Consider the following 14,276-nt stretch of genomic DNA (forward strand, 5'->3'; position numbering starts at 1 on the left):
ACGACTTCACTTCACCCGACCAGAGCAGCTTGTACATGCCAAGTTCACCGGATACAGTGGACAATTTGCGGGCAGCGGGCAGCGGGCAGCGGGCAGCGGGCAGCGGGCAGCGGGCAGCGGGCAGCGGGCAGCAGGCAGCAGGCAGCAGGCAGTTCTTCTTGCCGTTCGTTCAGCGGGGGCCCTTCACCGGCTGCTCGACGTACTGCCCGTCTTCGAAGGCGACGAACGCATCCTCGTCCGTTTCACACTGGTGCCGGGATCGGCATTCGACGCGGACGCCTTCGCGGCCCTTGAGCACTCCCGCGCCCGCGTCATCAGCTGGGACGAAGCGCTGGAGCGCGAGCACGACCTGATTCTGACCGCGAGTCCGAAGGGCGCCTTGCGGACCCTTTCCGGGCCGAGGGTCGTGCTTCCGCACGGCGCCGGCTTCAACAAGGCCCTGAGCGACGAGGGATCGCCCCACCTGCCGTCCGGTCTCGACCCCCACTACCTGCTCGCCGACGGTGAACCCTGGGCCGCACTCCACGCGCTCGCCCACGGCGACCAGCTCGCCCGCCTCGCCGAACACTGCCCCGCCACCGCCGCACGGGGCGCGGTCGTGGGCGACCCGTCCCTGGACCGGCTACTCGGCGCGGTCGCCCACCGGGAGAGCTACCGCTCCGCCCTGGGGACAGGCGAGCGCCGGCTCGTCGTCCTCACCTCCACCTGGGGACCGGAGTCGCTGCTCGCGCGACGACCCGAGCTGCCGGGCGAACTCCTCGGCCTGCTCCCGCACGACGCGTACCAGCTCGCCCTCGTCCTCCACCCCAACGAGTACAGCCGGACCAGCACCTTCGACCTCTCCCGTCACCTGGGCCCCGCCCTCGCGGCGGGCCTGATCCTGGCCAGGCCGTACGAGGAATGGGCCGCACTGCTGGTCGCCGCCGACGCCGTGGTCACCGACCACGGTTCCACGGCCCTCTACGCGGCGGCCCTCGGCCGACCGGTCGTCGGAGCGTACGACGGCAGAAGCGAGCTGATACCCGGCAGCCCCATGGCACGGATGCTCGCCGCGATCCCCCGGCTCTGCAAGGCCGGTGACCTGGTACACCTCCTCCCGGCGGCCGAAGCCCAGGACACCCGGGACTTCGCCGATGCCGCGTTCGCCCTGCCCGGCCAGGCCCTGCACCACCTGCGCTCCGAGCTCTACCGGCTGCTGGGACTCCAGCCACGGGACGTCCCCGTGGTGCCGCCTGCGCTCCCCCGCCCGGCCGCGCCCCGGCGCCCGCGGGCCCATGCCGTACGAGCCGAGGTGTCCGGGCTCCGGGTCGGCGTCGAACGGTTTCCCCCGTTCACTTCCGAGGTGGTGCACCACCTGGCGGCCGAACATCCTGAGGCCGGCCACCGCCACCTCCAGAGCGCGTCGGTGCTGTGGCACCGTGCCCAGCCCGCCTCCCCTTCACCGCACACCAGCACCTGGACGGCGGCCGGCTGGACGGCACGGGTTCTGGACGAGTTTCCGGGCTGCCGGACCGCGGCCGCCGTCCTCTCCCCGGAGCGGTGCCTGGTCCGGCGCCGGTCTTCAGAGCCTCTCAGCGTTCGCATCGCCCCTTGCAGGACCGACGAACGCATATCGCGCGCCGATCCCGCAGCAGTGGTGTCGGCGGTCCACGCCTGGCTCGGTGCCCACCCGCAGTGGACGCCACCCGCAACGATCACGTGCGAGATCGGCCCTCTCACCGTAGGCGTCGAGCTGTCTCCGGCCGGTAGAACAGATCTCGACTACGAACTCTGATCCTCATCGGACAGCCCACCCGAACGTTCAGTCAGCAGCCGCGCCGTTGCGCGGTGTTCCTCCGCTTCGGCGGAGTCGCCCAGCTCGTCGGCTAGGGAAGCCAGCTCCTTCAGTATGCGAGCCTCGTCGAAGGTCGAGCCCCGCTCACGGGAATTCGCCAGCGCGGCACGCACCAGTCCCTGCGCTTCGGCCGCATGCCCGGCACGCCGCAGCGCACGGCCGAGTTCGAACCCGGTCCGCGCCGTCATGCGCTCCCGCTCCTGTTCCCGCGCCATCCTGTGCGCCTCACGCAGAAGGGCGACCGCCCGCTCGGGCTCGTCCAGACTCAGGGCAGTGCGGCCCAGCAGGTGGGTCTGGAGCAGGACGCCGTACGCGTTGCCGATCTCCGCGTGCACTCCTCTCGCGGCCTCGAAGTCCGCGGTCGCGCCCGCCCAATCGCCCTGGGCCGACTTCAGCAGGCCCAGGAATTCCCTCACCGACGCCTTCAGCTTCCGTTCCTGCGGAGAATCGCCCAGGGATTGCGAAGCGCCCAGCGCATGTCGCAGGTGCTCGGCCGCCTCGTCGTACTGTTCCTGTTCCCACAGCGGCCTGGCCAGCTGGCATCGCATCCGCACCATCGCCGGCAGGTGTTCCAGGCGATCGGCGGCAGCCACGCCGGTGCGGAAAGCGTCCGTGACGTCCGCGTAGTGCGGGTGATCCAGGAAGTGCGTCCACAGTGGTTCGCACAGGGCCCATGCGTCCTCGTAGAGCTCCGCCTCAAAGGCCAATCGGACACAGCCGTACAGGGCGAGCCGCTGCGATTCCATCCACCGCAGGGCCTCCGCCTTACCGCTGAATTCGACGTCAGGAACGTCAGGAACGTCGGGAACGGCGGGGGCGTCGGGAACATCGGGAACGGCGCGAACACCGGGGACCGCCGCGGCGGTTTCCGCGAAGGTCATGCGCGGGCCGGCGGCCAGCAGGTCCGCTCGGGCCGCCTGACGCCGGTACCAGCGGATCAGCCGGCGCCGGGCCTCGGCACGGGCCGTCCCCGCGGGGTCGGCCTGGCGGGCACGGCGGTCGGCATGCCCGCGCAGCAGGTCGTGCATCCGGTACCCCTCGGGTCTGTTCTCCAGCAGACCCGCGGATTCCAGCTCCTCCAGCGCGTCCTCGGCGGACCGGAGGTCTCCTCCGAGAAGCGCGGCGGCCGCCGGGGCCGCGATGGCGGGAGCGGGGCACTGCGTCACCACGTGGTAGAGACGGGCGGCCTCCGGTCCCAGCCCGGCGCAGGCCGCGTCCCAGACCGCCTCGACCATGGGAATGCCCCTCTCCCGCAGCTCGGTGCTGAGCTCGGCGACCAACCGGGAAAGGCTGCGCCTGCGGTACTTGCGCACCCACTGACCGGCCACCTTGAGCGCCGCGGGCAGTCCGCCGCAGCCGCGGACGATCTCCGTCACGGCGCCCGGCTCCGCCGCGAGCCGGGGATCCTCCGCGATGTGCCCGAGCAGCCGTACCGCATGATCCAGTGCCAGCGGGCTCAGAGGCACCTCGACAGCGGTCACGCCGCCGAGGTCGTAGAGCGGCCCTTGGCTCGTCACGATCGCCAGGCTCCCGGCGGACGCCGGAAGCAGCGGCACGGCCTCCGCGCCGTAGCGGGCGTTGTCGATGACCACGATGAGGCGCTTGTCCCGAGTGCGCGTCCAATACTGCTTCGAGCGGCCGGCGAAGGAGCGCTCCTGCCAGTCGGAGGCGACGTCCAGACCAGTGAGCAGTTCACCGACCGCGTCCGCCACTTCCACGGTCCCGTCCCGCCGCAGGTCGTCGAGATCGACGTACAACACGCCATCGGGATATCTCTGGCTGAGTCGCCGCGCGACATGAAATCCGAATTCCGTCTTGCCGATCCCGCCGATCCCCGTCAGCGCCACCACCAGTGGTCCGGGGTGATCCGTGTGACTCTCGGCAGCTCGTTCGATGTGCTCCTGCTCATCCTGACGGTTCTCGAAGTGCGCGAGCGCCGGGGGCAATTGGAACGGTACCGGCTGAGAAGGAGGCGCCGTCCCCGTCCCATGAAAGTGCTGGTGCAGCCCTTCAATACGGCCGGCCTGGACCGCCACGTCCGCCCGCCCACCCATACTGTTGTATGTCTCCTCGGCCATCCCCCAACCCTAGGGGGTGACGGGCTACATGATGGGACGACACATCTCAGCCATGTCTTCCGGAAACCACCGGAAACCACCGGGATCCGCTGCGTCCACGACCCGGCGCTTCTATGGTGTGTCTACTTGCAGACAAACCAGGGAGTACGCCATGGATCCGATCGCGGTGACCACCCTCACAGCACTGGCCGGAGGAGCCGGCGGGGAAGCCGGACGGCAGGTGTGGCAGGGGCTCGTCGCGCTCGTCCGGCGCCCCTTCCGGCAGGGAGCTGACGACGGCGACGAGAACGCCACCCTCAGCTCGGGCCGGACCGAGCTCACGGCGCTGCAAGACGCCCCCGGCGACCTGACGCGCGCGGCGGCACTGGCCGCGGCGCTCGGCGTGCGGGCTGCTCTGGACGCCGAATTCCGGGGGCTCCTCACGGAGTGGCAGCAGCAGGCTCAGGCGATCCGTACCGCGGGCTCCGTGCACAACGAGATCAGCGGCGGAACGCAGCACACCGTCCTCCAGGGACAGGACTTCTCCCACCTCACCTTCACCGTCTCCCCGACCACGCCGCCCACTTCCTAGCCCCACGCCCCAGCTCGCGCGCAGCGGGGGCCGACCACCCGCGCCGGCCTCGCGCCGCGAAGCGGCCGGGGCTGACCAATCCCGATCAGCGATCCTTTGCCCTGACGCTTCGTGACGCGCATTTTGTCCGCATCTTCGCGCAGGCGCGCCCCCTGACGGAACGCCGCGGCCGCAGCCGTGGTCAGCAAGGCCCCGAACACCGCCACGGTGTCGAGGGAGTAGGAGGTGCGCACGACCTGCCCCACCGGCATGCCAGGCCCCGGTGCCGCCGGAGGCCGGAGCGGTCGAAGCAGAGCCGCCGGTCGCAGCGCCAGTCTTTTGCCACTCCTTGAGCGACTGCGGGGCGTCTCTTTCCCTCGATCTCCGGATCCCGGCGACGATGAGGCGTACCTCTCCGGCCACACCCGGGGCCGACCCGACCATCGGAACCCAGCCTTCCTCAGCAGCCATTGACGGGGGATTTGATCCCCTTTCCGGCTCTACATGCCCCATACAACGACTCCCGCAAGCCACCAACAAGGTGGCTTGATTTCAGTATTGGGCGCAAAAGATCTCGGTTGTTACGCTCGCCGGGTGAACGTGATCAAGGGCAGAGGTCCACGCTCGGAAAGAGTCCGCTCGGAACGAGTCATCGCCGTCGTGGGCGCAGGCGCCAGCGGCATTCTCACGACGACCCAACTCATCACACAGGCAGCTGCCTTAAGTCGCGACTACAAGTTACGCATCCAACTCTTCGACCACACCGGCGAGCTGGCGACCGGTCCCGCTTACGGCACGCCGCACGAATGCCATATCCTCAACATGCGTGCAGCCACCATGAGCATGTACGCCGACCGGCCGGACCACTTCCTCAACTGGCTCGACTCACGTATTCCACAAGGGAATCGACCAGCATCCGGAGATGCGTACATCCCCCGTGTGCAATACGGCGCCTACCTTCGCGAGCAGCTACATACCGCCGTCGAGGACGCCCATCGGCACGACATCGAGGTGGAGTTCGTAACTGCCCGCGTCACGGACTGTCTGCCCGGTGCCGGAAAAGCGCTCGTCCAGTGCGGGGACGTCGTCTATTCCTGCGACGCCGCGGTGCTGTGCTCCGGGGACCTGCCGGGTAAGGGACTGCCGCAGCTGGCCGGTTCTCCGGCGTACCTCCCCTCCGCCTGGCAGTACGACGACATCGCCGGGATCCCCTCGACCGCCTCGGTGGCCGTCATCGGCTCCAGCCTGACCGCCGTCGACGTGATCGTCCTGCTCGACGCCCTCGGTCACCAGGGAGACATCCACTGTTTCTCCCGCCTGCGGTCGCTGCCCAAGGTGCAGGAGGCGGCGCCCACGCCCTGGAAGTCGCAGTACGTCACCGAGGAGCGCATCGAGGAACTGACCGGCGGCGGGGCGCGGCAGGCCACCCTGACCGAGGTCGCCGGACTCTTCCGGCAGGAGATCGAGCTGGCCACCGGCGCCCCTCTGGACTGGGACGCGGCCCTGCGCTCGGCACGCCGCCCGGTGGCCGAAACCCTGCCCGAGGACATCCGGAACGCCGCCGAGGGGCGCAACCGCTGGTACGCGGCCCTGGACGCCACCGGACACCTGGCCCCCCATCTGTGGAACCGCATGGACGACGCCGCCAAGGAGGTCTTCCTGGCGAAGCACGCCTCACTGTGGGCGATGTACCGGCACAGCATGCCGCTCCCCAACGCCGAGAAGCTGTGGCGGCTGGTGCGCGCGGGACAGCTGCATGCGCACACCGGCCTCCGGGCGGCCGTCGCGCACGGCGGACGGCACACCCTCACCTGCGTCGAGGACGGCCGGGAAAGGGAGTTCGGCGCGGACTACGTCGTCAACGCCACCGGAGCCTCCCCGGACATCACCGAGCTGGACGACCCGCTGATCGGCAACCTGCGCCAGGCGGGCCGGCTGCGCCCGCACCGGCACGGCGGGGTCGATGTGGACTTCGGGACCGGCCGGCTGATCGGCCTTGACGGCACCGCGAGCACACCGGTGTACTTCGTCGGTCCGCTCACCCGGGGGGTGCACTTCTATACCAATTCGGTGGAGACCCTGCGCACGAACTCCACGGCCACGGCGCGGTCCGTACTGCGCGGTCTCGGCTAATACCGGACGGCCCGGACGACCCGGCCGGCCCGGAATTCCCAAGGAAAGAAACCTTTATGACCCTGCAAGTCGCCTTCTTTGTCGGCAGCGACGTCACCTCGCACCTGGCGGTCAACGCGGCAGTACGTTCGCTCGCCGCGGAGGATGCCGGTATCCACCTTTTCTACACCGCACAGAAACCGAACCCGGAGGCCCCGCGCGACCGCCGCGAGATGTTTTTCATCGAGCACCAGCTGATGAATGACGTGCTCTACCCCCATCTTGACGCGGCAGGCACGGGGGCAGGAGCGGAATACGCGGCAGGAGCGGAATACGGCCCGTACCGCACTCCCGATGCCCTTGCCCGAATGGACCCGAACCGCATCACGGTGCAGCGGCTGGACAGCGTCAACTCCCCGGAGACCATCCAGGAGTTGCAGCGCCGCGGCATTACCCTCGGATTCTCGGTGCGCTGTTACCAGAAATTCGGCGCCGACATCATCCGGTACTTCGCCACGGCGACCGGACACTCCGCACACTCCGCGCTGCTCAACCTCCACCCGGGTGTCCTGCCCGCCTACCGCGGGGTGCTCACCTATGCCCGGGCGATGGCCAACTCCGAGGCGCACGCAGGGTTTACGCTGCACCACATCAACGCCGACTGGGACGCGGGCGATGTGCTCTCCTGCGCCACCCAGCCGCTCGACCACGACCGCTCGGTGCTGGAGAACATGATCCGGCACCACCGGGCCGGCGCCGCCCTGATCCATGAGGCGGTCGTCCAGACGCTCGAGGGCGAGCGGCTGCTGAGCGTTCCGCAGCCGGCGGACGAGGCGCGGTACTACACCCACGCCACACCGGAGGAACTGACGGCCATCAAGGACAAGGGGATCCGCCTGTTCCGGGCCGAGCCCGTCATCGAAGCCCTGGTCCGCGCCTTCTGCGCCGACGGCGGCAGCACGGCGCGCGGGGCGCGCAAGGTCCTGCGGGACGCCGTCGCCGGCGCCGGGATCCCGTCGTGACACCCCCGGCCGGCCCCGCGAAGAGCGACACGGCGGGCGGCGCGCTCGGCCGGACGCTCATGATCGTGCTCACCCTGGCCTGCGCGATCACCTCGTCCAACATCTACATCAACCAGCCCGTCCTGACCGACATGGCGAGCTCCTTCGGGGTCTCCGAGGGCGCGATGGGCGCGGTGCCGACGGCCACGCAGTACGGATATGCGCTCGGCATCCTGCTGCTCGTCCCGCTCGGCGACACCCGCGACCGCCGAAAGCTGATCCTTTCCCTGGGGGCGGCGACGACGGTGGCACTGGCCGCCGCCGCGCTCTCCCCCGACCTCGCCGTCCTCACCGTCGTCAGCTTCCTGCTGGGCGCCCTCACCCCGATTCCGCAGATCGTCGTCCCGCTCGCCGTAGCGCTCACCGGTGGTCAGGCCAAGGGCCGGGTCGTCGGCGTCCTCCAGGGCGGCCTGCTGGTCGGCCTGCTCGCCTCCCGTGCCTACGCGGGGGCGCTGGCCGACCTCGTGGGCTGGCGCTGGGTCTACGGCTGCTCGGTCGTGCTGATGGCGATGCTGCTGGTGCTGCTGTTCTTCGCGCTGCCCAAGGGCATCACCGGCAGCGCCGCGATGCCGTACAGCGATCTGCTCAAGAGCCTGCCGAAGCTGTTCCGGGGCAGCCCGCTGGTGCGCCGGGTGTGTACGTCCGGGGCGCTGGTCGGCGTCTCCTTCGGCGCCTTCTGGACGACGCTCGCCTTCGTCCTCCAGGACTCCTACGGCTACGGGCCCGGCATCGCCGGACTGTTCGGCCTGGTCGCCGCGGCGAGCGCGCTCGGGTCGCCACGAGCCGGCCGGCTGGCCGACCGCAAGGGCGGCCGCTACACCCAGACGGTGCTGCTGTTCGTCTCGCTGGCCGGCTGGGCGGCGCTCGCGGGCGGCAAGGAGTGGCTGGTCCTGATCGTGCTCGGCGTCATCCTGCTGGACGTCGGCGTATGGGGCAACCAGGTCGTCAATCAGGCCATGCTCTTCAAACTCGACGCAGGGCAGCACAGCAGGCTCAACACCCTTTACTTCACGACCCGTTTCCTGGGGATCGCGACGGGCTCCCTCATCGGTTCCCAGATCTGGAACGCGGGAGGCTGGTACGCCGTCGCCGCCCTCGGGGTAGGAGCCCTGCTCCTGGCCGCGCCGATCCTGTGCACCACCCGCGACGCACAGCCGGCGGACGCCGCCCCGGCCAACACCACCCCCGAGGAGACCGCCTCCCGAACGAGCTGACCACACACCGGACTGCCGAACGCGAGGGGGCACCGGGCGGACGTGCGCGGCACGCGCGGCTCCGCCCGGTGAGCCCCTCACTGTGGCGCCACTATCCGACCCCGCTACGACGTCCCGTCCATCCTTCTGCCGTACGAGCCGCCCGAGCAGGCCGTTGAGCTGGGCGAACACGCCTTCCTCGTCGGTGGTGTCGAGACGGCGGATGCCGAGCTCGACCCCCGCCTCGCGGGCGGCCGTTCGCAGGGTGCCGGCACGCGAGAGGTCGCGCAGCGTCGCGACGGTAGTGAACCCCGCCCTGGCCGCGGCGACCGCGGACGCCAGGCCGATCCCGGACGACGTCCCAGAAAAGCGGCACACCCCGAGCGGAATAGGGGGCTCGGGGTTGATCCTCAGCCGGCTGACGGGGCTTCAATGCGGGAGGAACCCCCGAGGATCGCCTCAAGGAGGCCGGGGAAGCGGTCCTCCATCTCCTGGCGGCGGACCCGGACCACCCGCTTGCGGCCTTCGACGAACGTCCTCGTCAGACCCGCCTCGCGCAGCACCCGGTAGTGGTGGGAAATGGTCGGGTTGCTCAGCCCCAGACCCGTGCGCTCGACCAGGACCGAAGCGGCGGGACAATCTAGACATGGGCCACGGCTCACAGCGCCGATGCATCGCCCGGAAGCTCAGCGGGTCCCGGAGCACCGATCATGGACGGACAGTCCGCAAGCAGCCCGGATACCGACCGCCAGGAGCACGAGCGCCGCGAGATAGCCGCCCTCACCGAGCGGCTGACAAGCCGCTACAGCACCCTCCCGGCCTCGGTCGTCGAGGCGGCCGTCCGTACGGCCGAGGACAGCATGCGCGACGCCCGCATCCGGGACTACGTCCTGATCTTCGTCGAACGGCGGGCCCGGGCCGCCCTCGATCAGCGGGTGAAGAACAGCATCTGACCGCTACCGTGCACGGAGTCGCCTCCGGCGAGGCTCACCGGGACACCGTGCGACGGAACCTCGCGACGCTGGAGGACCATGGCCTGGTGCGTCGCACGCACAGCGGCGCCTACCCCGTGGAGAGCGCCAGGTTCGAGTTGACCCTGGCCTCTCCGGACCAGCAATCACGTACGGGAGAAAGGGCGCATCGCCACCGCCACTGTGGAACGGACGACGCCCGAGGCGCGGCCGCCTCAAACGGGCGGGCGGGCAACACCGGCGGCCTGGCTAGTCGGCGACGACCCCCGTGTTCTGGCAGGCGGTCAGCAGCCAGCGGCCGTCGGCCTGCTTCGAGACCACGTACAGCGGAGCGCCCTCGCTCTCCTCGCCCGGGGCCAGGTAACGCTGACGGACCTTGACCGCCGCGACGTCGGGGCGGATGAAGAACACGTGGACCACCTCGTAGGTGACCTTGCCGTCCCAGTTCGCCGCGGGGAGGACCTTGCGGGTGAACTCCGAGATCGCGTCGAGGCCGATGAGGACCTTGCCGTGAGCCGTCGTCCAGATCGCGTCCGGGTGGAAGAGGGCGAGGAACTCCTCGGGGTCCTTGTTCTGCTGGGAGTGCTCGACGGTGGCGACGAGCCGGCCGATGGCCTCGATGTCTGCCGCGCGGGATGTGGATTCCGTGTTCATGTGGATCATCATCACATCTCAAGCGCGATTGAGGTCAAGCGTGTGATCACATGCGCTGTGGGGATGGCCGGACGTCCGGCGCCGTCCCGTACAAACGGGGAGTTTGAGTAGCTGTTGCCCTACCGAACACGATCGTTGGGCTTCCGCTGGTGGGCGTGAACTCCGTCTTGGTGAGTTGGGACGAGGTGGGAATCGAGCGTCGCGCCTGTCCTGTCGCGTGGTGTTGGGCCGGAGTCAGCCACCCGGGGGCGGATCTATCAACTCCGCAACTGGAAGGTGTGGTTGTGACTGACCGGACCGGACTTTCCAGTCGCAGACCGGAACGCCCGGCCCATGCCACCAGTGATGGTGACAGCTACCATCAGCGCTGCGTATTGGACGCGCAGGGCCGGTGTCCCGAGGCCGGCAGCGGACTGTAGGCCGGCTCCGCAGCTCCGACGAAGGGCGAGGGAACACGCATGAGAGTGACCGTCGGCGGCGGCGGCATCGCCGGGCGGACCTGACTCCATCCACCGCGGCCGGCTACAGATGATGATGCTGGCGGCGGTGCGCGAACGACTGGGGCCGGACTCGGTCCGTACCGGCCTGCTCTTCCAGAGATTCGAGCAGACCGCGGACGGCGTCCGCGCCCACTTCCTGGACCGGTCGAACGGTCAGCCCGCGGTCGAGGACGCCGACGTCCTGGTCGGCGCAGACGGCATCGACTCCGCGGTCCGTACCCAGCTCCACCCGGACGAGAGCCCACCGACGTGGAACGGCGTCCACATGTGGCGTGGCGTCGCCCACCATCCGCACGTCCTCGACGGTCGTTCGATCGTGGTGGCCGGAGGGACCCCCGGCGCGAAGTTCGTCGCCTACCCGATCGAGGACCCCACGTCAGCGGACGGCGACACCCTGGTGAACTGGGTGCTGGAGCTTCGACACAGGTCCGGGCACGAGCCGTCCGCCCCGCCTCCGGAGGGCACCGGCCGTCGCGTCACCGCGGCGGAGGCCCGCGCCGGGCTGTCGTTCTGGCAGCTGCCCTGGATCGACCTCACGACGCTCGCCGAGCGCTCCTCGGCAATCTTCGAGTACCCGATGCTCGACCGCGATCCCTTGCCCCGCTGGAGCTTCGGACAGTCACGCTCCTCGGCGACGCCGCACACCCGATGTTCCCCATGGGCATGAACGGCGGCTCGCAGTCCATCGTCGACACCCGCGTACTGGCCTGGTGCCTGGCCCGGGAGAACGACCCCGTCGCCGCGCTCCGCCAATACGACCGAATGCGCCGGCCGGCCGTCAATGCGATCGTGCTGGCCAATCGGAACCTGGGGCCGGAAGCGATCATCGCGCGAGCCGAGGCCCACGGCGGGCCGCTGCCTGCCGGGCAGGCCGACAAGATCGCAACCGACTACAGGAGGCTGGCCCAGGCCACTGCGGCACAGGTCAACACCCGCCCGTCCTGGACGGTCCAGCACCGTGCCACGGACCCGGCGCGCTGAAGGCCGGCATGGGAGAACGGGCAACCGCTGCCCGGACCCTGGCGACCTCCGATTCCTGATGCGCGGGCGGCACCTTTCGTAGCGCTTACGCGGAGGACGTCGGCCAGGCACCCAGGCCGTCCCTCGGGCCCGAGCCGGTCCAGCAGGGCTGGAACCAGCTGCTGTTCATGGACCGACAACAGCCCCGTCGCCTCGGCGGACACCGCACGTGTCCCGCATTCCACCAACGCGACCAGGCTCCGACGACCCACCACCAGCAAAGTCACCGGTATTGCGCTTAGGTCATACTTTCTCGGTGTCTATAGCAGCAGAGATCCCAGCGCCCGCCCCTCGTCCGAAGCGCCGTAAGGCGTTGTGGCTCGTTGCCTTAGCCGCGACCGCAGCCTTGGGCGGCCTGACATACGCATTCACCGGGGTCGAGGACACCGTTGGCAAAGGCTTTCAAGAACGCCCGATGGCCTGCTCGGAGGCGATGTACGCCATGGGCTGGGTGCTTCCCGACCACGCGAGCGACCAACAGTGCACCGAGCTCAGCGGCGGCCTTGCGGGCCACACCCAGTCGGGCACCTTCCGCATGTCGCGCGCCGATGTCCGCCCCTGGCTCGCTTCGCTCTCCGGGGAGCGGAATCAGCCGGACGGGGTGGGGTCCGACAGCGTGGTGGAACGGAAGGAAGGGCTCGCCCTTGGCATCCTCAGGCCGTCGGGCAGCCTTCAGGCCGACGAGGTGAGGGTGAACGTCCGCTGGGATAGTGAGGACACCGCAGTCGTCACCTTCGAGACGTTCGACTACTAAGGATTGTCCGACGCCGTCAATGGTTTACGCTGCTCGCCGGTCGGAGATGGGGCACTCCTCCCCCTCAGACCACAAGTTTTCCGTAAGAGGCGGGTGAGTGGGCGGGGCGAATCGGAGTCGGAGTCGCCGAAAGCGCCTCGATCCGCAACGCTGTTGTTGCGACCGCTCCCATCCGCTGAGAATCCCACGGCGCCCGTGCCGCCACGGAGTTCGGAGTTCCGGTAATGCTTTTCGACGTCACCCGCAGTGAACTCGCCGGCATCTTCGGCGAGGACCGGATCGCAACTCTGCCCGCCACCGTCTTCCCTCCCACCGGCGCGGACACCGAGGGCGCCCGCCTCCTACAGACCATCGGCGTCCCCACCGGGACACTCCTGCTGCGTCAGCCGGACGAGCACGACAGCCTGCTGCCCCTCGTCCAGGACGTCGTCTGCATCAAAGACTTCGAAGACGCCGCGGAGGGCGCGGAGGGCGCAGGTGGCTGGCCCGTCATCGGCTGGCTGCTCAACGCGCACCTCGCCCTCGACCCCGTATCCGGCAAGGTGTACGCATTCGACCCCGACGAGGAGACCGTGCAGGAACTCCACACGGACGTCTCCTCCCTCGTCCAGGTCACCCTCCGGTTCCAGCACCTGCTCGACGCGTTCACCTTCAGCGGCGACGAGGAGACCGACTTCGAGCGCTTGGACGACGAGGTCGATCGCATCCGTACGGAGACGAGCACCATCGACCCGCTCCCCTTCCAGGACGACGAGACCCTCTGGTCGGTAGTGGGCGATGAGATCGCCATGGGCCAGCGATTCAAGGGCAACAGCCCGGGAGCCCGCTCGCTCTACGGGTGATCACCGACCGGTGGCGAGCATCCAGATCCCGATAGCCGTGAACAGAGTGCCGCCCGCAAGAAGAGCCGCGACCTCCGCAATCCGTCTCCTGAGGAGGTCGATTCGCGCATCCTTCGGTGCCTCGGGAAAGTAGCGCACCGGGACCCCACAGCCCACGGGAAAGCCCTTGACTCCGGATGACCTGGCCTGGAACGTATGCCGACTACCTCGCGCATCAACGAATTCGACCACCGCGAAGTAAACAGGGCCACCATCTATTCGGGAACCATCCGTGTGGTGGCGGACCACCAGGCCCCTGACGCGGATCCCCTCGCGCTGGAGGCGGTGCTGGACCATGACCTCATAGGTGCCGAACCCGAGGAGGGCGAGACCTGCCAGTAGCAACATCGCAACCCACACCGCTGCTTACCCTTCCATGCCTTGCACGACTCTCCGGGTAGCTCCGGTCGTAGGAGTGGACGCTACATCGGCTGGAGGCGGTTCCTGCGAAAGAGGCGGCTGCCCGCGCAGGATCTCGCACTCCAGCTGTCACCGTCACTGTCACCGGAGCCTCCACGCCACCGAGCAGGCAGGCAGAGGCGCCATGGCCCCGGACCAGATGGTCCGGGACACTTCAGCGAAGCCTTCACCGCTTGCTTGAGCCGTTTGTCGCGACGAGTGGCACGCACGGTTCTGAGGGGGCCGGAGTGATAGCAATGCGCTCCGGC

General features: G+C 69.2%; 15 protein-coding genes. 11 read left to right on the top strand and 4 right to left on the bottom strand.

Going from position 1 to position 14,276, the window contains the following annotated elements:
• The first annotated feature begins 190 nt into the window (after positions 1–190).
• Positions 191–1,774, top strand: a complete 1,584-nt coding sequence (locus D7231_RS17180; RefSeq protein WP_120756426.1) for a translation initiation factor 2 — start codon at positions 191–193, stop codon at positions 1,772–1,774.
• On the opposite strand, the gene D7231_RS17185 is transcribed toward D7231_RS17180, so the two are convergent.
• Positions 1,762–3,912: an NB-ARC domain-containing protein gene (locus D7231_RS17185; RefSeq protein WP_120756328.1), complete on the bottom strand. Its 2,151-nt coding sequence runs from the start codon at positions 3,910–3,912 to the stop codon at positions 1,762–1,764. The genes D7231_RS17180 and D7231_RS17185 overlap by 13 nt on opposite strands.
• A gap of 151 nt (positions 3,913–4,063) precedes the next feature.
• Between D7231_RS17185 and D7231_RS17190 the strand changes: the two genes are divergently transcribed.
• The 4 genes from D7231_RS17190 (at position 4,064) to D7231_RS17210 (ending at position 8,849) form a co-directional block, all read left to right on the top strand.
• The gene (locus tag D7231_RS17190; protein WP_120756329.1) at positions 4,064–4,483 is read left to right on the top strand and encodes a hypothetical protein; all 420 of its coding nucleotides are present in this window, start codon (positions 4,064–4,066) and stop codon (positions 4,481–4,483) included.
• A gap of 483 nt (positions 4,484–4,966) precedes the next feature.
• Complete coding sequence (locus tag D7231_RS17200) at positions 4,967–6,595, top strand: FAD/NAD(P)-binding protein (RefSeq protein ID WP_120756331.1); 1,629 nt, start codon at positions 4,967–4,969, stop codon at positions 6,593–6,595.
• A gap of 56 nt (positions 6,596–6,651) precedes the next feature.
• The gene (locus D7231_RS17205; RefSeq protein ID WP_120756332.1) at positions 6,652–7,596 is read left to right on the top strand and encodes a formyltransferase family protein; all 945 of its coding nucleotides are present in this window, start codon (positions 6,652–6,654) and stop codon (positions 7,594–7,596) included.
• Positions 7,593–8,849 carry an MFS transporter gene (locus D7231_RS17210; RefSeq protein WP_120756333.1) on the top strand — a complete coding sequence of 419 codons (1,257 nt, stop codon included), beginning with the start codon at positions 7,593–7,595 and terminating at the stop codon, positions 8,847–8,849. Before D7231_RS17205 ends, D7231_RS17210 begins: the two co-directional genes overlap by 4 nt.
• 389 nt (positions 8,850–9,238) lie before the next feature.
• Here D7231_RS17210 and D7231_RS38120 read toward each other — a convergent pair whose 3' ends face one another.
• Positions 9,239–9,490: an ArsR family transcriptional regulator gene (locus tag D7231_RS38120; RefSeq protein ID WP_277875602.1), complete on the bottom strand. Its 252-nt coding sequence runs from the start codon at positions 9,488–9,490 to the stop codon at positions 9,239–9,241.
• 48 nt (positions 9,491–9,538) lie between these two features.
• On the opposite strand from D7231_RS38120, the gene D7231_RS17225 reads away from it, so the two are divergent.
• Entirely contained in the window at positions 9,539–9,781 is a 243-nt protein-coding gene (locus D7231_RS17225; protein ID WP_120756335.1) for a three-helix bundle dimerization domain-containing protein, read from the top strand.
• A gap of 267 nt (positions 9,782–10,048) precedes the next feature.
• Here D7231_RS17225 and D7231_RS17235 read toward each other — a convergent pair whose 3' ends face one another.
• On the bottom strand, positions 10,049–10,462 hold the full coding sequence (locus D7231_RS17235) for an SgcJ/EcaC family oxidoreductase (RefSeq protein ID WP_391474663.1): 414 nt from the start codon (positions 10,460–10,462) through the stop codon (positions 10,049–10,051).
• A gap of 537 nt (positions 10,463–10,999) precedes the next feature.
• Between D7231_RS17235 and D7231_RS37600 the strand changes: the two genes are divergently transcribed.
• The 4 genes from D7231_RS37600 to D7231_RS17250 all read left to right on the top strand — a co-directional run bounded on the left by D7231_RS37600 (position 11,000) and on the right by D7231_RS17250 (position 13,569).
• A complete protein-coding gene (locus tag D7231_RS37600; RefSeq protein WP_241999767.1) occupies positions 11,000–11,620 on the top strand; it encodes an FAD-dependent monooxygenase in 621 nt (206 codons plus the stop codon).
• A complete protein-coding gene (locus D7231_RS37605; protein WP_241999768.1) occupies positions 11,611–11,934 on the top strand; it encodes a Rossmann-fold NAD(P)-binding domain-containing protein in 324 nt (107 codons plus the stop codon). The genes D7231_RS37600 and D7231_RS37605 overlap by 10 nt, the downstream gene beginning before the upstream one ends.
• Positions 11,935–12,229: 295 nt before the next feature.
• Positions 12,230–12,727 carry a hypothetical protein gene (locus D7231_RS17245; RefSeq protein WP_147449748.1) on the top strand — a complete coding sequence of 166 codons (498 nt, stop codon included), beginning with the start codon at positions 12,230–12,232 and terminating at the stop codon, positions 12,725–12,727.
• A 224-nt stretch (positions 12,728–12,951) separates the two neighbouring features.
• Positions 12,952–13,569, top strand: a complete 618-nt coding sequence (locus tag D7231_RS17250; RefSeq protein WP_120756337.1) for an SUKH-4 family immunity protein — start codon at positions 12,952–12,954, stop codon at positions 13,567–13,569.
• Here the strand turns inward: D7231_RS17250 and D7231_RS38505 are convergent, their stop codons facing one another.
• Positions 13,570–13,827: a DUF3592 domain-containing protein gene (locus tag D7231_RS38505; RefSeq protein ID WP_422396733.1), complete on the bottom strand. Its 258-nt coding sequence runs from the start codon at positions 13,825–13,827 to the stop codon at positions 13,570–13,572. It abuts the gene before it with no gap.
• Between D7231_RS38505 and D7231_RS37610 the strand changes: the two genes are divergently transcribed.
• Positions 13,765–13,950, top strand: a complete 186-nt coding sequence (locus D7231_RS37610; RefSeq protein ID WP_241999769.1) for a hypothetical protein — start codon at positions 13,765–13,767, stop codon at positions 13,948–13,950. The genes D7231_RS38505 and D7231_RS37610 overlap by 63 nt on opposite strands.
• Positions 13,951–14,276: the final 326 nt, after the last annotated feature.

Source organism: Streptomyces klenkii (assembly GCF_003626645.1).
Lineage (GTDB): Bacteria > Actinomycetota > Actinomycetes > Streptomycetales > Streptomycetaceae > Streptomyces > Streptomyces klenkii.